General features: G+C 43.3%; 13 protein-coding genes. 12 read left to right on the top strand and 1 reads right to left on the bottom strand.

Translation table 11 applies throughout. The features are described from left to right. Window positions 1-17 precede the first annotated feature (17 nt). The 7 genes from glmM to E8L90_RS21805 all read left to right on the top strand — a co-directional run bounded on the left by glmM (window position 18) and on the right by E8L90_RS21805 (window position 12300). Window positions 18-1364: a phosphoglucosamine mutase gene (gene glmM / locus E8L90_RS21835; RefSeq protein ID WP_137031370.1), complete on the top strand. Its 1347-nt coding sequence runs from the start codon at window positions 18-20 to the stop codon at window positions 1362-1364. Window positions 1365-1847: 483 nt separating this feature from the next. Next, on the top strand, window positions 1848-3680 hold the full coding sequence (glmS, locus tag E8L90_RS21830) for a glutamine--fructose-6-phosphate transaminase (isomerizing) (RefSeq protein WP_137031369.1): 1833 nt from the start codon (window positions 1848-1850) through the stop codon (window positions 3678-3680). Window positions 3681-3858: 178 nt separating this feature from the next. Then, complete coding sequence (locus E8L90_RS21825) at window positions 3859-4200, top strand: helix-turn-helix domain-containing protein (protein WP_279633669.1); 342 nt, start codon at window positions 3859-3861, stop codon at window positions 4198-4200. Window positions 4201-4256: 56 nt separating this feature from the next. Beyond that, window positions 4257-5759 carry a TIGR02677 family protein gene (locus E8L90_RS21820; RefSeq protein WP_137031367.1) on the top strand — a complete coding sequence of 501 codons (1503 nt, stop codon included), beginning with the start codon at window positions 4257-4259 and terminating at the stop codon, window positions 5757-5759. Continuing rightward, window positions 5752-6960 (top strand): DUF2398 family protein, encoded by a 1209-nt coding sequence (locus E8L90_RS21815; RefSeq protein ID WP_137031366.1) that lies wholly within the window; start codon window positions 5752-5754, stop codon window positions 6958-6960. The genes E8L90_RS21820 and E8L90_RS21815 overlap by 8 nt, the downstream gene beginning before the upstream one ends. After that, window positions 6926-10951 (top strand): TIGR02680 family protein, encoded by a 4026-nt coding sequence (locus E8L90_RS21810; protein WP_137031365.1) that lies wholly within the window; start codon window positions 6926-6928, stop codon window positions 10949-10951. The genes E8L90_RS21815 and E8L90_RS21810 overlap by 35 nt, the downstream gene beginning before the upstream one ends. A 5-nt stretch (window positions 10952-10956) precedes the next feature. Beyond that, window positions 10957-12300 carry a DUF2399 domain-containing protein gene (locus tag E8L90_RS21805; RefSeq protein ID WP_137031364.1) on the top strand — a complete coding sequence of 448 codons (1344 nt, stop codon included), beginning with the start codon at window positions 10957-10959 and terminating at the stop codon, window positions 12298-12300. A gap of 297 nt (window positions 12301-12597) precedes the next feature. Here E8L90_RS21805 and E8L90_RS21800 read toward each other — a convergent pair whose 3' ends face one another. Then, window positions 12598-13092, bottom strand: a complete 495-nt coding sequence (locus tag E8L90_RS21800) for a helix-turn-helix domain-containing protein (protein ID WP_162309111.1) — start codon at window positions 13090-13092, stop codon at window positions 12598-12600. A gap of 171 nt (window positions 13093-13263) precedes the next feature. Here E8L90_RS21800 and E8L90_RS21795 point away from each other — a divergent pair, with 171 nt between their 5' ends. The 5 genes from E8L90_RS21795 (at window position 13264) to E8L90_RS21775 (ending at window position 21611) form a co-directional block, all read left to right on the top strand. Further along, window positions 13264-14094, top strand: a complete 831-nt coding sequence (locus E8L90_RS21795) for a TnsA endonuclease C-terminal domain-containing protein (protein ID WP_162309110.1) — start codon at window positions 13264-13266, stop codon at window positions 14092-14094. A gap of 2 nt (window positions 14095-14096) precedes the next feature. Beyond that, a complete protein-coding gene (locus E8L90_RS21790; protein ID WP_137031361.1) occupies window positions 14097-16265 on the top strand; it encodes a DDE-type integrase/transposase/recombinase in 2169 nt (722 codons plus the stop codon). After that, window positions 16258-18009, top strand: a complete 1752-nt coding sequence (locus E8L90_RS21785) for an ATP-binding protein (protein ID WP_137031360.1) — start codon at window positions 16258-16260, stop codon at window positions 18007-18009. The genes E8L90_RS21790 and E8L90_RS21785 overlap by 8 nt, the downstream gene beginning before the upstream one ends. Window positions 18010-18087: 78 nt before the next feature. Further along, window positions 18088-19458, top strand: coding sequence for a TnsD family Tn7-like transposition protein (locus E8L90_RS30930; RefSeq protein ID WP_137031359.1), 1371 nt, complete (start codon window positions 18088-18090; stop codon window positions 19456-19458). 224 nt (window positions 19459-19682) lie between these two features. Then, window positions 19683-21611 carry a TnsD family Tn7-like transposition protein gene (locus tag E8L90_RS21775; protein WP_137031358.1) on the top strand — a complete coding sequence of 643 codons (1929 nt, stop codon included), beginning with the start codon at window positions 19683-19685 and terminating at the stop codon, window positions 21609-21611. The last annotated feature ends 103 nt before the right edge of the window (window positions 21612-21714 follow it).

Here is a 21714-nt window from a genome sequence, read left to right as displayed (position 1 = left end):
GGAAATGAGGGACAATCATGGGGAAGTATTTCGGAACAGACGGTGTACGTGGTGTAGCAAATACACAACTGACACCCGAACTGGCATTTAAAATCGGACGCGTTGGTGGTTACGTTCTCACCAGACACAAGCAGGAAGGGAAACCAAAAGTGGTGATTGGGCGCGATACGCGCATTTCCGGACAAATGCTGGAAAACGCGCTTTTGGCTGGACTGTTATCGGTTGGAGCAGAAGTGGTCAGATTGGGTGTTATCTCCACCTCGGGGGTAGCGTATCTCACACGTGCACTTGGTGCAGATGCGGGAGTTATGATCTCCGCCTCTCACAATCCGTTTCCGGATAACGGAATCAAGTTCTTCGGTAGCAACGGTTTTAAACTGTCTGACGAAGTGGAAGCTGAAGTAGAACAGTATTTGGACGCGGCAGAGGATACGATGCCGCGACCAACAGGCGAACAAATCGGGACGGTTCTGGAATTCCTGGAGGGTGGACAAAAGTACCTCTCTCACTTGAAAAGTACTGTATCTGAGCGATTTGATGGTCTGAAGGTAGTCCTGGACTGTGCAAATGGCGCTGTCTCATCATTGGCAGCACGTCTGTTTGCGGATGTGGACGCTGAAGTGATCACGATTGGTGCGAATCCGAATGGAATCAACATCAATGACCAGTGCGGTTCAACGCATCCAGAACGCCTAGTAGAAGAAGTTTTGAAGCATAAAGCTGACTTGGGTCTTTCCTTTGATGGGGACGCAGATCGCTGCATAGCAGTAGATAATAATGGTGAAATCATAGACGGCGACTATATTATGGCGATCTGTGCACGAGCACTCAAGGCTAAAGGAAAGCTCAACAACAATACAGTTGTCACGACAGTAATGGCCAACATGGGCTTCTTCAAAGGGATGGAAGAGTGTTCCATCAATACGACGAAGACTGCTGTAGGGGATCGCTATGTAGTAGAAGAGATGCTGCGCGGCGGCTATAATCTCGGTGGCGAACAGTCCGGTCATATCGTCTACCTGGACTACAATACGACAGGAGACGGACTGTTAACGGGTCTCCAGCTCTTGAACATCATCAAGGAGTCCGGCAAGCCGTTGTCCGAGCTCAAACAAGTGATGGTCAAGTATCCACAGCTTCTGATCAATGTCCGTGTAGAGGACAAGTCAAAGCTGAATGGTAATGAAGCCATTGCGCAGGCAATCCGTGAAGTAGAAGAAGATTTGGCTGGCAATGGTCGTGTTCTGGTTCGTCCGTCCGGAACAGAGCCAATCGTACGTGTCATGGCAGAAGGTCCAGATGCGGCACAGTTGGAAGGGCTCGTGAATCGAATCGTTGACGTGGTTAAACGAGAATTGGTGTAAAATTAGTGTAAAAAGTTGCAGGGAGCGGTTTCGATGCCGCTCCCTTTTGCATACAACTAAAATACGAAGACGAGATATTGTCGCTCTTCTGAATCTATGGTACAGTGTTCATGTGCGCTAGCACCAAGAAAGAAAAAATGGGAGGGATTGTGCAAAAAAAGAACAAGCATCGTTAATCTAATGCATACCATTGGAAAGCGCCAGCACTGAGGCTGCCCGACATGGAGCCCAGTGGACGAGGTGGAGGTTTATCGAAGGATTCGGCGGATACCTCCCGGCAGCAGTATCACTGCCGCAGAGCGCAGGGACAAAACATCAGGGTGATCTGATGGACAAAACCTTGCGTGTGATACGTTTTTTGCCATTGCCGAAATAGATGAAACAGTATGATCATATAAAAAAACATGGAATGGCGGGGGACTCACCCCCGTACCATTGTTCGGGTGGAAGTCCCTCGCCAATTTGGAAGGGGACCATACACTTATGTGCGGAATCGTTGGATATATTGGAAATAAACAAGCGCAAGACATCGTTATCGGAGGACTTCGCAAGCTGGAGTATCGCGGCTATGATTCAGCAGGGGTTGCTGTCGTGAACGAAAACGGTTTGGATTTCTCAAAAGCGCAAGGCCGTTTGGCTGTTCTGGAGAGCCGTTTAGAGTCGAAGCCATTGACTGGTTCTATGGGAATCGGGCATACACGTTGGGCGACACACGGAAAACCGTCTGACGAGAACTCCCACCCACATACAGACGAGAAAGCGACCTTTGCAGTCGTTCACAACGGGATTATCGAAAACTTCCTGCCACTGAAAGAAGAGCTGCTGGCAAAAGGCTACACGTTCACTTCTGAGACAGATACCGAGGTTATCGCTCACTTGCTCGCGGATATGTATGACGGGGATATTGTTTCTACAGCGCGTCGTGCTGTGCAACGCATGCGTGGTGCCTATGCATTGGGAATCATGACAGAGCACGAGCCAGATAAGCTGGTAGCGATTCGTTTGGCTAGCCCATTGGTAGTTGGTGTTGGTCAAGGCGAGAGCTTTATCGGTTCGGATATCCCGGCTATCTTGGAGCATACACGTGACGTGTACATTTTGAACGAAGGCGAAATGGCTGTGTTGACTCGTGATGGTGTGGAACTGATGAACGCAGAGACCGGAGAGAAAATCGAGCGGGAACTGTTCCATGTCGAGTGGGATCTGGTGCAAGCGGAAAAAGGCGGATATGATTCCTTCATGCTCAAGGAAATGCATGAGCAGCCTAAAGCTGTTCGCGATACTATGGGTGCCCGCATTGACGAGGACAACAAGCGAGTGATTTTGCCTGAGCTGAAAATGAGCGATGCGGAACTGGCGACATACGATCGCATCTACATCGTAGCATGCGGTACTTCTATGCACGCAGGTCTCGTCGGTAAGGATGTTATCGAAAAATGGACGCGCGTACCTGTAGAGGTAGCAGTCGCTTCCGAGTTCCGTTACCGTGATCCGATCTACACAGACAAGACACTGATGATCGTCATCAGCCAATCCGGTGAGACAGCAGACACGCTGGCTGCGCTGCGTGAGGCGAAAAAGAGCAACGTGAAGGTGTTGGCTATCACCAACGTGGTAGGCAGCTCTGTAGCTCGTGAAGCTGACGAAGTGATCTTCACATGGGCTGGTCCGGAAGTAGCGGTAGCATCCACAAAAGCGTACACCTCCCAAGTCGTTGCCCTGTACTTGTTCAGCCTGTATTTGGCTCAAGTAAAAGGCACCATGGCGGCTACTGAGGTTGCTGAAGTCGTTGAGCACCTGAGCGAGATCCCTGGCAAAATCGCTTCCATGCTGAAGGACGATGATCAGATTCGTCGTTTTGCAGAGGGCACGAAAGAGGTAAGCAGCCTGTTCTTCATCGGCCGTGGCCTCGACTATGCGGTATCGCTGGAAGGCTCTCTGAAGCTGAAAGAAATCTCCTACATTCACTCCGAGGCGTATCCAGCTGGTGAGCTGAAGCACGGTACTCTTGCGCTGATTGAAGATAATGTTCCAGTTGTAGCTTTGGCTACGCAACCAGACATCTACGAAAAAACGGTAAGCAACATCGTGGAAGTAAAAGCTCGCGGCGCTCATGTACTGGGCTTTGCGACAGAAGGCAACCACGATCTGGCGAAGAGTGTGGACGAGGTCATTTACATGCCAGCCACTCTGCCAATGCTCACACCGATTCTGACCGTCATTCCATTGCAATTGCTTGCTTACTATGCTTCTGTCGCTCGTGGCCTTGATGTGGATAAACCACGGAACTTGGCGAAGAGTGTGACGGTTGAGTAGGGGAAAAGGGAATAAGGTGTTCGTGTCTAATGATAAAAAAGTGTGGAACCAGTTAAAAAAGTCTGGAACCAGTAAAGAAACTGTGGAACCAGTAAAAAAAGTGTGGAACTCCTAGAACAGTCCCGATGATGCTTTGTTAGATCATCGGGACTTTTTTATTAAGAAGGGAATGTAGCCAGTGTTAGGGGAGCGAATTCGAGAAATTAGAAAGAAAAATCAGATGAATCAAATTGAATTTTCAAACCAGATAGGTGTGTCTCAGGGAACTCTGAGTGAGCTAGAGCAGAACAAATACAATCCTTCGCTGGAGACTATTTTGGCAATTATCAAGGAGTTTAACGTTAACGCAACATGGCTTTTATTCGGAGATGTAGCAAGCGAGGACGGCCTCGAGGAGATGGCGAGGGAACTTAATGAGTTGGAGAATACCTTAATTATAAAGTTCAGAATGTTGTCTGCTCGTGACCAGGGGGGGATTATGGATATAATCGATTTAAAGAACGCTCGAAGTAATCAATAGCTCAGGTAATTGCAATAACAATATCATTTGCAGGAAAATCTCTAAAGGAGAATCATATGAATCTTTTTAATAGATTGGAACAATTCTCTTATTTGGTTGCAAACCAACGGACTGATCGATATCGGCCAATCGCACGTATCCTGTACGAACATCATCGAACATTTAGGAGCATGCTCACAACGGAGGATATTTATTCCGCATTGAGGCAAATGGACGAATTTGTCGAGCGTTTCCCCGACTATTCAATCGAAGAATTAGAGATGGACCTCGGTGCCATGAAAGAGTGGGGGAACATTGAGATATCGCAACAAGAAAACGTTAAATACGCGGCTTACGAAGATTTCAAGCGGAAGAAGCACTTGATTAGAGCCACGGATTCATTGATCGATGTCGAAGAAATGATCCTAACGATGGAGCGAAGGGCAAATCGAGTAAGGGGTTCGCTGGAGAAGAACTTGGCAGCTCGTATTATAGAAGAGCTTGATCGTTTCAAAAGTGCAACGACTAAAGATCCATCCGAACTTTACAACCTTTGGAACGAAATCATGGGTCGACACGATCGATTGCGCATTGATACCTCAGATTACCTTTCCCATGTGAATAGCAGTGACATGGAAGCGGCTTATCTTTCGGATCAGTTCCTCGAACATAAGAATAAATTTGTTAGCTACTTGGACGAGTTTGTTCGCGATATTCAAAAGCAGCAGGTTCGCATTTTGAAAAAACTGTTGTCCGTATCCAAAGAATACCTTGAAGCTGTCATTTATTTGATAGTGGATTACGAGATCAATCGTATTCAGCTTCCAACACTTGAAGATACGGATCAAGAAGAGCGCATGGAATCGCACAAGAAACAGTGGGAATCGATGATCAACTGGTTTGCGAGCGAAAGTATCCAAGAAGGTGGATACTACTTTTTAATGGAGCAAACCAAAAACGCAATCAGTAAAGTTCTTCGGCTTTCCAGGCAAGTGAGTGATCGACTATTTCATTACACCAATCGAAAACATGATTACTTGCATTTTGCGAACCTATTCTTTAAAGCCGAAGATGACGAGGAGTGCAAGGAGCTCTTCGGATATATTAGGGGAATCGGTCCCGCTTCCCAAATGGTTGTCACCGACATACAGACAACAGACAGTGAAACCAAAACTGTATGGGAGTTGCCTGCGGAGCAGATCGAATTAATCCCCCGCAAAAAGAGAGAATTTATCAAACGGGTCAAATCGCCTCTACTTGAAGATCCGTTCGAGCGTCAAAGAATTGAAATGGAGCATAAAGAGCAAGAAGAACGACTGCGAAGGGAAATGGAAACCATCTCTTCCAATGGCCGAATTCGGATCCGCGATTTGGATGAAATTAGCCCCGCATTAAGGGATACATTGCTGTACATGGAAACCGAGGGGCTGCGCCATCATGATATTGCTTATTTACCAGACGGACGTGAATTTCGTGCACTTGTCGCAAGTGAAGATCGAATTAAGATGAAGTGTACAGATGGGGAACTTACGATGGATGATATCGAGATTGTGTTAGAGGATGGTGCTGTAAGTGAATAACGCAGAAACCCTAACCGAAGAGATTCAAACGCTGGTCTTTTTGCTGTGGTCGGAAGAGTGGATCTATCGAGACCATAAGCCTGATTTATTTTATCGCATTCGAAGCCACGAACACGAACTAAAAACAATTTTTCGGGAATGGTTTCATTACCCTATCTACATAGGGGATGGTTATGTTCGCTTGATAAAACGCCCCGAACGGAGAGTACTTGACCCTAACCCTACGCACTCACTGAAATACCAAATGGATTTTGTTCTATACGCATGTACACTGGCGTTCATGGAAGAGAAGGGCGAGGATCAACAATTTGTACTGCGTGAGTTGCTTGAAAGCATTAAAGCGTACTATCCTGGAGGGTCAGATGCCATTTGGTGGTCTGACCACGGGGTTCGTACAAGCTTGATTCGGGTTATTAAAACGTTGGAACAAGAGCGGCTTCTTCTCATGTTTGACCGAACCATTGAACAATTTCGAGATAGTGAAGATTATGATTTGCTGATGCAAATTTCAAATGGACTTCGGCATGTAATTCGTCAAACCCGCCTTTCCTTGTCTGAATACAGTGACATGATTTCGCTTAGAGAGGCACTTCATCAAGAAGAAATCGATGAAGGCAAGATATGTGAACAGCAAATTTGGAGACGTTTATTTGCGCAGGGTTGTCTTTTTTTATCTGAATTGTCACAAGATGAATTGGTTTATGCAGAACGGCACGGGCTTCGCATGCAGCAAAAGCTAGAGGAAGTGTTTCAAGGGGTGTATTTGGAGCGATATGCATCGACTTGGATTCTGGTCCATGACAAAACCAGAGAAGGGAAGACAGTTTACCCTGCTTATAACACCCACTCCCATGTCATCACTGCAATCGGAACCCATTTGCGTAATCGAATCGAGCAAGGAGAGCAGTGGTTGAATCACCGAGGATATATCGCCCTGTCTGCCCATGATGTCTTCGACCTTTTTGTTTCGGTTCGTAGAGCTAATCAGGAGCATTTAGCCAAGTCCAACTTGTCTGATCGAGCACTTTGGGAAGAGGTAGCAGACTATATGAAGCGACTGGGCTTATTGAAAGTAGTAAACGATGAATGGATTTTTAGTGATGCTTTAGGGCGTGTGGTAGGCGAGATGGTAGAGGAAGAAGAACCGCCAAAGGAGGAATTCACTCGTGAATTGGAAGCCTATCAGGATAGGTTATTTTAATATTTGGTATCACGCCGATACGGAAATTGAACTCCGCGACGGAAAACTGTTTTTTCGCGGCGATAATGCTAGTGGTAAGACAATCGCATCGACATTCATGTTACCCTTACTTTTGGATGGGAATTACAATCCTTCTCGCCTTGATCCTCAAAAGCGTACAGACCGGACGATGATTGATCTTCTTCTGGGCGAAGAAGCGGTGAATCAAAAGAAAGATGCAAACGGCTACCTGTACATGGAATTTCGCAAAGGCGAGCAACTCATTACCATCGGTATGGGTCTTTCGGGCGTACGCAAGACAAGAGATTTAACGTCCTGGTATTTTATCGTGACCAATGGAAAACAGATCGGGAAAGACTTGTTATTATATGAACAAACAAGGGACGGAAAGATTCCGCTTGATTATCGCGACTTTTGCGAGCGTTTTAAAGGCTCATTTATTACGGAACACAAGACCGAATACGCCAAAGAGATAAACCGCCTGTTATTCGGTTTTCAAAACATGCACACCTTTCACATGTATATCAAACTGTTGATTGAACTACGCCCGCCGAAAATTAGCAAAGACGTCGGTCCTGGTATTATAAACACCAGTCTTACGGATGCGCTCCCTGAGCTATCTGATAGTGATTTGGAATCACTATCAAATATTATAGCTAAAATTAACGAGCAGGAAGCACTTTTGGAAAAAACTACAACGGAAGTGGATGCGCTTAAAAAACTAAGCGCTGCGCATGAAGCCTACCAGTTTGCCTTGTTTTTTGAGTTCGCTGAAAATCTTTTACTCTCCACTCAACAGCTGGAAAGCGAGCAATACCGTCTTGACACAAAAGAAAACAACCTTGTGGAGATGACGAAAAAAAAGGAGGATGCGAAAAATCAAATAGAAGATTTTGAACACCAGATCTCGGCACTTCAAGTAACAGTAGATACTCTTAAACAAACGCATGAGGACGTGTTCCAAGCAGAAGAAACAAAGAGAAAAGCTGAAAATAAATGGGCAGAAACGAAAGAAAAGGCAACCCAGAAGTATGAACAACTCCGTTCTTCAAAAGATGATGTCAAGAAATACGAAGAAATGATTGAGAAAACGCTAGGTGAAGAACGCGAAATTGAGGATGAAATCCAAGGGATTCTCGATTACTTAGCTGAGTATGAATCATCTATCAAGTTCAAGTACCACGATCGGTTTGTTAGTCAGTTCCCGGTAACTACCGACCCGATCAGTTTGGTTGCATCGTGGAAAGAAGAAACGGTTCAACATATTGAGAAATTAAAAGAAATTGAAGACCATCTTCGGCGCTATCAAGAGCAGGAAGCAAAAAGCTTACAAAAACGATCGGAGTTTGACGTTAAACTGGAGGTTTACAAGGCTTCGATTGCAAAAATCGATTCTTTGTACAAACAGCTTCAAGATTCCAGAGTCCATTTGTTTGAGCAAATTGAAAATTGGTCCACCGTTTGTGGGCTGTCAATTGAAGAACAAGAGTGGGAAGCGTTGCAGGGGATTGTAGGCAATTTGTATGAGCACGCAGAAGAAGAAGAAACGTATCGGTCATGGAAACAAAATGCCATGGACATACGAGAAGAGCCATACCAAATCGAAAAAAAGGAGGCCGAGTACCACGTCAAACGGCTTTCCGAAGAAATGAATCATGTTCGAACCGAATACGAACAGGTATTTTCATCACCATTTGTCGATCCTCCTGAGCTAGAAGAAGAGAAAGAGCAATGGGATGTCCTCAATCAGCTTCATATCCCGTTTCTTCGCTTTTACGAAGCCGTTGAGTTCAAGGAATCTGTATCACCTCTGATCCGAAAAAACATTGAATCTGCTATTCAGCGTTCCGGTCTATTACAATCAGTCATTGTGCCCAAGGAATACGAAGATAAGGCAGCAAAACAAGCTGTCGTATTGCGATCGCAAGCGCCAAAAAACAATCACTTAGGTAACGTAATGGATGCCGTCCCGAGTGAAGGGGTCGATGCAAAAACCATCGAACTTGTTCTTAAAGGAATAGCCATTGATCCTCATCAAAAGGAATTTATCGGAGAGGATGGCATTTTCCGTAGCGGATTTCTTGAAGGGGCGGCACCTGGATGTGCCGAATTGTATGTTGGTCTTAGGGCTCGTAAAGAAGAACGCGAGCGACGTTTGCTTGCCCTGCGGGAACGTCTAGACGAGCTGGGTCAACTGTTGTCTGCTCAAAGCCATGCCATGCGCATTGCTCAAGCTAAAATCGATGGGTTGCGCCAAGCGTTTTCAAAGATTCCTTCTGCGCAAGACATGCAAAACATTTATCGAGAGCGAGGAACGGAAAAACAGATTGCCGACCGCCTAGAGAGGGAAAAAGATGAGGCACATGAACGCTATGAGTCCGCCCGACTGGAAACCCAAACGATCCGTAACCAAGTGGCGCGATTAATTGGGGACCTCAATCTACCGCTTCGTTTGGATGCTTGCAGCCACGCCCTGGAACAATGCAGGAAGTATAAAGAGGAAATCATTGCGCTCGGATCGCTCACGGAAAAGCGAATGGAAAGAGCTCAAAGAATCGCTCAGACCAAAGAATATCTGGATTCTCTGACACCCATTGTAGAGGATTATACTGGGGAACATGACGATCTTTTATATGAGCAATCGAAGCTTGAAAAGACCATTTTGCGCCTCAAAGAAGCAACGGAGTCAAACGCTAATGTTTTTAAGCAAATCGAAAACATAAAGCAGCAGCTTATCGATGCACAAGATGGCAAGGAACAAGCACAACGGGTATTTGATCACCTTACCCCTAAAATTGATGCTGTCGTTGAGGATATTGACAAACTTAGAACCGCTGTCATAAACGCAGCGAAACGAGAAAGTGTGTGGGTGAAAGCATATCGCAAGCTTCAAGCAACAAATAGTCCGTATTCCCCTTATTCTGCCAGTCAAATGGTACAACAGAGTAAGAAAAGCAACGTAAGCCGTGAAGAGGCTTTTGAACAACTCATAGAAGTTGAAAACGAGGTGCGAGTCCCGCTCGAAGATTATCGTTTGCGACGTCAACGAGAACAGGCTTGGAACGGTGATAGTGAAGTGAAAGAACAGATCGGTAGAGCCGATGTGGAGGCACTAGAGCGATTATCCGCTTACACAACCATAAGTTTGCAGAGTAATACGGGAATTCCGTGCACGCCACTTGAATTGCTTCAAGAATTGTCCGATATTGAAACCAAACTCACACAAAACATCGGAGACAAGGAAAAAGAACTGTTTACCGATATCATCATTAACGAGATCGGACGTACAATCCAAGCAAGGATATACGAGGCCAAGCAATGGGTAAACGAGGTAAATCACCGTTTCCATGAGTTCGAAGGTCTTCAAATCCGTCTGGATTGGAATGCAAAGGATGCTGTGGAAGATGATACGTTAAAAACAAAACAACTGGTTGATTTGTTGAGTGGGGACAGTAAATTCATTGACCCAGCCGACCTCGAAAAAGTTGCCGCTCATTTCCGTGCTCGCATTGAAGCTGTACAAAGGCGTGCAATAAAGGATTATCGAATGTCTAGGCTACAAGCTTACAAGGAAGTATTTGATTACCGAAAATGGTATATGTTTGAAACATATGTTGATAAAGGTGCGGGTGCCGAAAAAGTTGGGAATCGCAACTTTGGAAAATATAGTAACGGTCAAAAAGCGATTATCTTGTACATGCCACTACTTGCAGCCATTGATGCTATTCTTACCAGTGCATCAGATACCGCACCGAGGCTTATTACGCTCGATGAAGCATTTGCAGGTGTGGATTCTAACAACAAAGAAAAAATGTTCAATATGATCCGAGATTTTGATTTTGATTACATCATGAACTCTTATGAGCTGTGGGGTTGCTATCGTAGCGTGAAGTCTCTCTCCATCGTAACGATCCTGCGACAACCTTCTTCACCGCATATGGGTTTCCGCCGTTACCACTGGAATGGGAAGCGGCGCGTGGAAGTGGAGTGAACATCGTGAAAGAACACGCGATACAAGCAGCGAATTCGTTACGACAAACGGGCGGGTTTGAGCGATTGTTTCAGCAATTTGCTTCCCGTTTTGAAAGTTATGGTTCTTTTGGTACCGTTGTATTCAAACCTACCATAGAAGAACATCGCATGATCAGTGCTTTTTTGCGTAAGTATCAGCCGTTACCTGTATCGGGGAAACTATCGATATCGGGGAAAAAGTTTCAAGAAGCGCTTGATCGGTCTGCGTATCGAGGGGTAGAACTTTATGATCTGTTGGAGGCGTATTTCGGGAAAGCTCTAACAACCAAACGAGAAGAAATAGAATCGGCACGTGATAAACGAAAGGACTGGCTATTAGCACATCGGGAATCCTGCCAAACCCCAGAATGTGTAAGGCTTCTGGACGATTTACTTTCAAATAGTGAACGTTCGAAACGGATCGAATCAACTTACAAAAGAGATGAAGACGCTTTTAAACGGATCTATCCCTATGTATGTACCATTCTTTCCAAAATGCCTATTCGACCAATTGTGCGGTTACCTATATTCGCTTCTCATATAACGGGAAATCCACATTCTTTGGATCGTGGAGAAGGGCTTAGACACATTCTCATAGATGTTTTGTTATGGAAAGAAGGAGAGGCACAGGTACGTTCAAAACTTAGTGCCGAAGAAGAAACAGATCTTTTGTTACGTCACGGAATTCTTCAAGAGGATATGACTAATAAAATTACGGTTATTGGACTTATAGCCACCAAAGATGGAAAAGAATGTAGGAAACATAAAGGTGCCTATGAGGACAGGAGTTATCTAGATTTATCGTTGAGGGATATTTCACGTTATGATACTTGTGTTCCTATAAATAATTATCTCTATATTGTTGAAAATCCTGTTGTCTTTTCAGCTATCCTAGATTACTTCGAAGGCAAAGATCGGATTCCCTCAGTCGTATGTACCTATGGGCAACCACGTTTAGCAGCCTTGCAGTTGCTCGACAGGATTGTTGCTAGTGCACCTAACATACCTCTAATGTATTCTGGTGATTTTGATCCTGAGGGTGTAATGATGGCAAATCGGATTCTTCTTCGCTATCCCCAAAACGCGGTTCCTTGGAGGTACTCCCTCGCAGATTATGAAAAAACTGCCCCGAGTACACTAATTAAAGATATAGCCCGATTGAACCAGTTGAAGCAGGTAGGGTCAACTAGACTAATTTCGGTGGCAAAAGCGATCATGGAAAGACAAATGGCGGGTTACCAAGAGGAACTCATTCCGTCGTTAATTAAAGATATCGAATCTAATTTAGTAATGACAAGCGATCTACGAGATGGGCGTCTTAGACCTTAATCTCGATGGTTCGCTTGTTTTATTTTTGCTATCCACCATGAATAACACCTATCCATGGCAATGGATTATGACCTCCACTTGAAAATAAATAGATAATGGTGACTAAAATATCGATAAACGGATATAAAATATAGTATTAAAGAATTGAGGGGGGGTTTTGCAACAATCTGAGAAAAGATGAGCGAAAGTAACGAGGAGAGGTGTCCAGGTAAATTTTACTCATGTTCCTTAGCGATCAGAGCAGCTTGGTTCGAAAGAATACAAGAGTTAAAGGAATACCGAAGGCAACATCGGAAACTAAAACAATGAGTTGTCCGAGGAGGGCTCATCCGAAAATTGTTTCGTAAGCAGTTCTTTCGTTCTTTCCTCGGTCCCCCGAGTCACCTCGTGAAGTCTACTGACTATCGATGAAATTACTTCGTGGAGAAGGATTTTATCTTTGCTGGTGAGTTCCTCCTTGTTCACAGATAATACGATTCCAGAGTCAATAAGCTTCAGTAAATCCCATGCACGCTCCTTAACAAATGAGTAATCGACATGAGGTAGAAAGAATAACTGACCAAATGGGTCCTTGTAGTATGGAACTGGCAACTCTGTGATGCCGAGCAGATAATCAGCAGATACAGAGAGGGCATTACACAAAAGGACAATTTGTTTGTAATCAGGGTTTGCCACCCCACGTTCCCAGTTTGAAATAACATGCTTTGAAGCACCAATTTTTTGAGCAAGAACATCTTGGGTCCATTTTTGCTTTATTCTCTGTTCTTTAATTCGTCCTCCGAGTTGAGACATTCTAATGACCTCCATTGGTCTCACGTAATTCCCTTTAAGAATAACATAGTAGAATATTATTTAACAATAAATGTTGACAGGTTAAATAGTATTTGTATATTATCCGTGTTAAATATTATTTTTCTGAATTAATTATATTGTTAAAAAATATTTAACAAAGAGGTGTGAATGGTGGCTAAAGCTAGAACAAGAACTACTGCAGCATCGATAGCAAGAAGAATAAAGGAGGGGAGAGGAGCGGGGCACTTTGCTGAGTATAAACCGTGGCTTACGATTCATGATGTGCCTTCGACAGGGGTGGTAACGAGGATACTGGGCTGGAAGAGTGGGCGGCTTCACCATTACCTGTCAGAACATTTTGAACTCGCGCATCATTATCAGATGGAATGGTCTGAAGAGGTAGTCGATATTCGGGAGCAGTTCCCGCTACTACCTCTTGAGAAAACCCTGTTTATCGCTCAAAAGCTTGGTATTCGACATCCGATTGATCCAAAGACGAAGCATCCTATCGTTATGACAGCAGACATGGTTCTTACAGTAAAGAAAGGGGAAGATGTCGGTTTTATCGCGCACTCGATAAAACCAATCAGCAAGTTGAATATAAGAACCCTGGAGAAAATGCAAATCGAGAAGCATTTCTTTAAGGAAATGGGGATTGAGTGGTCCTTAATCACTGAGCAACAGATTAACTATGATTTGGTTAAGAATGTTGAGTGGCTTCACTCAGCTAAGACACTGAGTTCCCTAGGACATGTTAACAAGGATCTTGTTAACCAAATGCAACCAGATCTCTTTAACGCACTTAGGCAGAGCGATACTCCGCTGGCCAAAGTGACCTTAGCTTTAGATAAGCAGTATGCACTTCCTAAGGGAACTTGTATTCAAATTGTGAAGCACCTAATCGCGAATCGATATTGGGTGATTGATATGAAGGAACGGGTTAGATCAACCTTAAATCCCTTGATAATCAAAGAGAACAACTTTCCAATTGGAGGGATATAGAAGTGAACTTATTTGTGAACAACGTACTGAGGCGAGATACCCCGGAAGGGGAAATACAAGATTGTGAAAGAATCCTCTGGATCGATCGCGATAAGGACGCTGTAGTTACGATTTCAATTATCGACAAGAACGGGCTACCCAAGTGGGGACACCTTTCGGAATTACAAAATGAACTAGATGCAGGTAAGGTTATGAAGTTACCTTACGATCCTTATGCCAAGTTCATGATTCCAGAGGAGAAGTTAACTCCTAAAGAAATCGAAGTAAGGGATCATGCCTGGTCTTGCATAAGTGACATCGTAGACTTAGAGCCAAATTTGTACGATAAGAGGGAACGCTTTCAAATTATTAAGGATACTTGCCTGCGTAGAAAGAAGGGGAAGAAATTCATTTATAAGTACCTGCGTTATTACTGGATGGGAGGGAAGATGGTGAATGCGTTACTTCCCCGATTCAGAAATTGTGGAGGGCCAAATAAAAGGAAAAATCCTACTAGTAAGATGGGGAGGCCAAGAATTACAACTGTAGTTGATCCAATGTTGAAGGGCGTTGTGGTAGACGAGGATACACGAAGGATTTTTGACAGGTACATTAGGGATGTTTACCTAAAAATCAACAGAAGGGATTCCGTCAAGCATACATACATTGAGATGTTGAAAGGAAAGGAGTACCAAATCGAAACCAAAATCGAGCGAGGGGTTGAAGTACCCATCATTCTCCCCTATCACAAGATCCCTAGCATTGCTCAATTGCGGTACTATATACGAACTAGATATACACGACATAAAAGGTTGGTTGCTCGCGAAGGAAAGGTTAATTTTGATCGGGATTTCAGACCTCTACTTGGATCGGAAACTAGAAAGGCAAGCGGGCCTGGGCAAATTTTCGAGATTGATGCTACGGTTGCCGATGTGTACTTAGTGAGCATGGATGATCCGAATCAAATTATCGGCCGACCGGTAGTATATATCGTTGTTGATGTCTGGAGCCATATGGTTGCAGGGATGTATGTTGGTTTCGAGGGGCCGTCTTGGCAAGGAATCATGATGGCGATCGAAAACACTAGCGTGAACAAGGTGGAATTTTGTGCCCAGTATGGCCTCGAGATCGATGAAGATGAATGGCCGTGTCATCATATGCCGCAACATTTCTTTGCAGACAGAGGGGAGATGGAGAGCAAGAACGCGGATTCGTTAGGTAAGGCCTTGGGGATTAAATTGAAGAATGCGCCACCTTACAGAGCAGATCTAAAAGGCATTGTTGAACAACAGTTTAGGACGTTAAATGTGTCATTACAACCATGGATGCCGGGGGCGGTGAAAAAGGAATACAAGAAGCGTGGGGGACCGGATTATGTGTTGGATGCCAAGTTAACGTTAAAAGATTTCACGAAGATGATAATTGAATTGATTTTGTTTCGGAACAATTTTCATTACATGGAGCATTATCCGTTGGATAAAGCATTATCTAGAGATCAAGTTAGACCGGTACCTAGGGAGTTATGGAATTGGGGTATAGCCCATGATCATTTCCTGCAAGAAGTACACCCGGATATCGTACGTTTAAATGTCTTGCCTGAGACAGAAGTAACTGCAAGCTCCGAAGGCATTTACTTTGAAGGCATGTTTTTCGGATGTGAAGAGTTGGCGAACCAGGGGTGGTTTGTGCAAGGGAAATCTATTAAAACAGTTATAGCCTATGACAGGCGTTGCATGAACTTCGTCTACGTGAAAGTTCAGGATGGACGCGGTTTTATTAAGTGTCAAATGCTTGAAAAATCATCTCGTTTCTCGAATCTCAGTTTAGAGGAAGTTAAGATGAAACGGTTCGAGGAAAAGTTGCAGAAAACTTTATATAACACCACACTACTTCAGCAAGAAGTCAGTCTGAGTGTAAAGCTAGAAAACATCAAAGCTCAGGCGGAAGAAAGGGCAAAAGAGCATCGTGATAGTTCGTTAACAAAAACCAAAAGAAAAGCGAATATTCGAGCCAATCGAAAAAATGAGCGGGATAAGTTAAGGAAATTGCAAAGTTTCGAGCTAGATAGATCAGAAGGAATTGAACCGATTGAGGATGAGGCGGATGGAAGTGACGAAGTGTTAGAGATCTATCAGCCAAAGTCTAAGTTGGATATCTTATCTACCGTAAGGAGGACCAAAGATCATGGGTAAGAAAACAAATACAGAACGCGTGTATCACTATACTCCGAGTTTAATTGGTAAACAGGTAGGGGCCCAATATACGCCTCAAGTGATCGGTGGATACAAGAACAATCCTTTTATTGAAGCGCTGCCTTCAATATTTGAGGAGGAGTATGTTGCAACTCATGTTGGGAAGTACCCCGACTACAAAGAGGAGCAAAGAAAGCTGGGGAAGCAAACGCGGCTCCACCTTATTCAGCAAATCAGCGATTACGTAGAGCCATTGCCGTCACATTTATTGGTAGAGCAAAGACTCTCCAGATTAATTAGGCATGGATACAAAGCAAGGAACCCGTTCTTCCCCGAAACTGTGAGGCAGTTTCATTTTGGTTTCAAGGAGATTTTAGACGCAGGGGTTGGGATGGGCGGGGCGAATGTGGCAGGTGTGCGTTCTACAGCAACCGGCTTTGCAATTCTAGGGGTAAGCGGGCAAGGGAAGACAACGGCCATCGAGAGCTCCTTGTTGTTATATCCACAAGTTATTCACCACTCCTATTACAATGGGCAGCCATTTATTCGTAAGCAACTGGTATGGCTAAAGTTGAACTGTCCGTTCGACGGTTCATTAAAGGGGTTGTGCCTAAACTTCTTTCAGGCTGTTGATTCACATCTAGGCACAAACTACTTCAGGAAGTTTGCTTCTAAAGGGTCATCTGTGGATATCTTGATTCCAATCATGGCCCATATTTCGACGCTACATGGGCTCGGTACGTTAGTCATCGACGAGATACAGAATCTTAGTTTTATGAAGAGTGGCGGTGCCGAGCGAATGTTAAACTACTTTACTCAGTTGATTAATACGATTGGAGTCCCTGTAGTTCTTATTGGTACGTTCAAAGCGATGAAATTGCTATCGGGATCTTTCAGTCAGGCACGTAGAAGTACAGGGCAAGGTGATTTGATCATGGATCGTCTCAACAAAGGGGAGGAGTGGAATTATTTCCTTGAACGTCTTTGGAAATATCAATGGACTAGTACCTCGACGAAGTTAAACGAGGCAATAAAGAATACAATGTACGATTTGTCGCAAGGAATCGTGGATATTGCCGTGAAACTATATATGCTTTCCCAATGGGAAGTCATTATGTACGGGGATGAGAAAGAACGAATTACGGTAAGTGTCCTTAAGGATGTAGCAAACAGGCATATGCAGTTGGTTCAACCTTTGTTAAAAGCACTCAAGCGAAACGATCCTTCAGGAAAAATGCTTGTCGATGATCTTCGACCTACTTGGGACGCACTTGATGAGTTTCTTCAGAAAGCAACAGAGAAGGTGAGTTTGCATGGGGAGATTCGCACGATGGTAAAACGGGACGAAAAGACGGAGATGGACCACGAGAGGTATCTAGAATTGGTTAAGACAGCTCTGGACTTTGGGGCAACGGCAAATATTGCAGAAGAAATCGCAGAACGTGTGCTGCACCGGAATGAGTCTGAAAAGAACATTGTCGCGTTAAGAAGAGAGGTCCTTGAGGAGTTGGAAGCCCACGTGGCAGCGTCTGATATTGTAAATCCGCAACCTGCAACGAAATCTACCTGCGATACAAAATCTAAAAGCAGAAAACTCCGAAAAAAAGAGCAAGCTGTCTTAGACGAGGACGATCTTAGGAATGCAGCCAAAGATAGCAATGTTAAAGGGGAAGAGCTTTATGCGAAATTGGTGGAGCAGGGGAGTGTTGCAACAGATGAGGATTTATCGAGACTGATTGTTTGAGAGTAATAGAGTAATAGAGTAATAGAGTAATAGAGTAATAATGAGAAGGGAAAACTAACAATAGAACCTCCAGGAAGGATGATTCTATTGTTAGCGTTTTTCCCTTCTCTGTACCCGGATGAAATAATATATAGCGGTATTGCAAGGTATCATCAGATATCGGGGAATAGGTCACAGAAGCAAACAGTCCGTGATTTGTTCGGTGAACGGCTGGTGTGTGCAACTGTAGATTTACCAAGCCATTTGGGGTCATTGGCTAGAAGGATTGGGGAAATTTACACCGTGGATGAACTCATCCAGAGGCACACTCTCTATCCGTATTATGCTACCTACTTGTCCAAAGATAAGACCGAACGATTATATCGCTTAATGGCGGAAGGGACTAGCTGGGGAGAAATTCACATCTCAGTGGGGATACCGGCAAGCACGATCAAATTGCCGGTCAATATGAGGTATTGCGTAGGATGTTATCGGGATGACGTTGAAAAATATGGCGAGCCCTATTGGCATCGGCTTCATCAACTCCCTGGTGTTTTAACTTGTCCAATTCATAAGATGTGGCTCAGCAATTCGGCGATCCCGTACACAACTCGTGAACAAAAGTTTAGATTTCAGCCCCTTAGTACAGTCCAGAAGGAGAATGAATATAAGACGTACGACATTGTTCCTGATATATATCTGAGAGTCGCCCAAAGATCGGAGATATTGCTATGTCAATCATTTCGGTATGTCGATTCCAAGAACTTAGTCGGTAGCGAATACGTTACTAAAGAAGGGCGATTCCACTTGCGTAAGTTGCTTGATGATTTTGATGGTTATTTTACCTCTGAGTTTTTAAAGTCTATAAATTGTGAGGTTAAGAATGGTTTATCCGAAACATGGCTGCACAAAATCGTTAGAGGCAAAATAATGGTTTCTCATCCGTTACGTTGTATTTTACTGTCCGAGTTTCTAGGGCTGGGCGTCTCAGAGAATATAGCGCCACGAGGACAGTATGAGGGTGGTGGAAGGAAGCTATATAAAGAAACAACGGAACCATTGAATAAGAGCAACCCGACGAAGGATTGGGCAAAAAGGGACGAGTATTTTCGATGGGAAGTAGAAAAGGCAGTTGCTGAAATTAAAGCGCAGAAGAGTAAGCCTCAACGAATTACTGTCGCTGCTCTATCTAGGCATATTGGTCGTACAAAGTTTAATGTCTTGCTGGAGAAATGTCTAAACAAATTACCTCTTACCAGGAGCTACATAATTCAAGAAATTGAATCCACGCAGGAATATCAAATACGACGTTTAGAGTCTGCTTCATCTGTGATCAAGGAACAAGGATTCAAAATTCAGGGTTGGCGCTTACTTAAAGCTGCCGGGTTAAATCGTCCACTTACCAAATTAGTTGAGGAAAAGTTCCGCAGTATAGTGGAGGGGCAAGATGAACCTTACAAGAACATGTGAAGGCGGGTTACTTTTGGGGACAGATTCTTCAGTTTCCCACCGCATTACCGATAGAAGTTTTTGTAGTGAATTGTATCGCTACCATCTCTATACATAAAACCTAGAAATGACAGACATAAATTAGGAGTTATCCGGTGCAAGAAGCAGCACTAAGATTTTTTTTAGATATTGGATCAAACATGAACCGCTGAAACCAGCAATTTTAGAATGAAAGGAGTTACACCATGCTAGGTCAATTTCCAATACTGTATCCTGATGAAGATTTCAGATCTATCGTCTATAGATATCATGTGCTGTCTGGAAATAGAGACTTATCAGATACTAATTTTGAGCTTTTTAATAGAAAGAGTTATAAAAACACCGTATTTCCGCGTAACCTGAGTTATTTAATTGATCGAGTACCATCTGATTTTATTTCTGTCGAGAAACTTCTACATAATCATACCTATTTCTGTTGGCTCCGGCCATTTGTTCCAACAGAGCGTTTTGACTCCATTTTGGACGAAATTATGTTTAATAAAGGTGAATCGAATATTGCTATTTTGTTGGGGAAGGGAAGGGGAAGACTTCTAGTTGAAGACTACCGACATTGTCCCGTATGCATAGCTAATGATTATGAATCATACGGTGAGGTGTATTTGCACAGAAAGCACCAATTATCATTCTTAACGTGTTGTCCTGAACACGGCTATGAACTACTTACGCATTGCGCTAAATGTGGTGAAAAGTTTGAGAATCGCCTTGTCACTTCTCCCCAATGTATGTGTGGGTTCGATATTACAAAAACCGACAGAGGCGAGCAGCATTTTGATGACATTAAGTCCAAACAGGAGATATTACAGAATTTTGAGCAGTTGACTAAATACTCGAGAGAACTTCATTTTGAAGATATACTATTTAAAATGCGGAACATCTTAGGAATTAAGGGATATATGAAGTATTCTGGACGTATAGACCGTAAAAATCTGATGAAGGACTTCAGTAGTTACCTTGCAGCTAGTAATTATAATCAATTTCTAAATATTGATTTGAAATCTCAAATGAAAACAGATGCCTTCATTCTTAGTGGAAATCAAGTAAAAAGCATTATGTTTTACATTATGTTTTACATTTTGTTTATGATGTTTTTATCTGGTTCAGTTGAGGAATTCTTAATCGATAATTCAGCTTTTTCAATACCAATCCCATTTGGAAACGGTCCGTGGATTTGTCATAACTCGGTTTGTCCAGAATTTAATCAACCAATTATTAGAAAGTGCATTCGTGTAGATCATCAAGGAAAATATATCTCAGGACTGTTTGGTTGTCCTTCGTGTGGATTCAGTTTTGCCAAAAGATGGAGGCTTGAGGATCAAGGAAAGGAAAAACCGTATGCCATATTAACAATGGGGAATTTATGGCATTCTGCCTTAATTGATCTACATTCAAAAGGATTAAGTAATACTCAGATAGCTAAGGAATTAAACTCATCCCCTGGGCAAATAAAAGTAGCATTAACTAGGATGCAAGAACCAAGGTCAGATAAAAGAATCTCTCAGTCACTTAACATATTATGGAGTTCATTAAATGCAAACAGTGAAGTCGCATCTACATCAGAAGCTGTAGGTCAGTCTAATGAAAATCGAGCACGAATTATTGAACTTTTACGAAAGAATGTAGGTATTACTAGAACGGAATTAGCCAGAAAGCACAACCATCTATATCATAAGATGCTAAGGGAAGATAGGGAATGGATGGAGCAAGTTTTACCCTCCAGCAAAAAGAATAGGGTGCGAAATGATTGGGAACGACTAGATAATCAATACAGTAATGATGTAGTTGTGGCAGCAGATGAATTATACAGAAGAAATCCCTCGGAACAGATAAAAAAATATACGATTTTAGCTCATGCTCCTAAGATTATTAAAAAACATATAGAGAAAGCACCAGAGAAACTTCCACAAACGATTGAGTTGTTAAAAAGTAGAGTTGAAACAGACGCACAATATTTGCTTCGACATCTTCCAGTAATCATTAGTCAAATGAACAAATATAATAAGAAAGTATCCTCACTAGAAAATATAAAGACATTTAGTCCTATGTACAGGAAAAGTACAGAAGAACTAGATGAGCAACTTACAAAACAGTTGAATTATCTGCTACGAAAAGGATGAGCATAGCGAAATATAGCCGCGTTGCTCATCCTTTTCGTGATGCTACTATTGTTTTTTTCTGTTGAATTCTGGTGAATAAGGTAGGGTTTTCTTGCTTAATGTC

Source organism: Brevibacillus antibioticus (assembly GCF_005217615.1).
Lineage (GTDB): Bacteria > Bacillota > Bacilli > Brevibacillales > Brevibacillaceae > Brevibacillus > Brevibacillus antibioticus.
The sequence above is the reverse complement of the archived record's forward strand: the minus strand, read 5'-3'. Positions and strand labels throughout refer to the sequence as shown.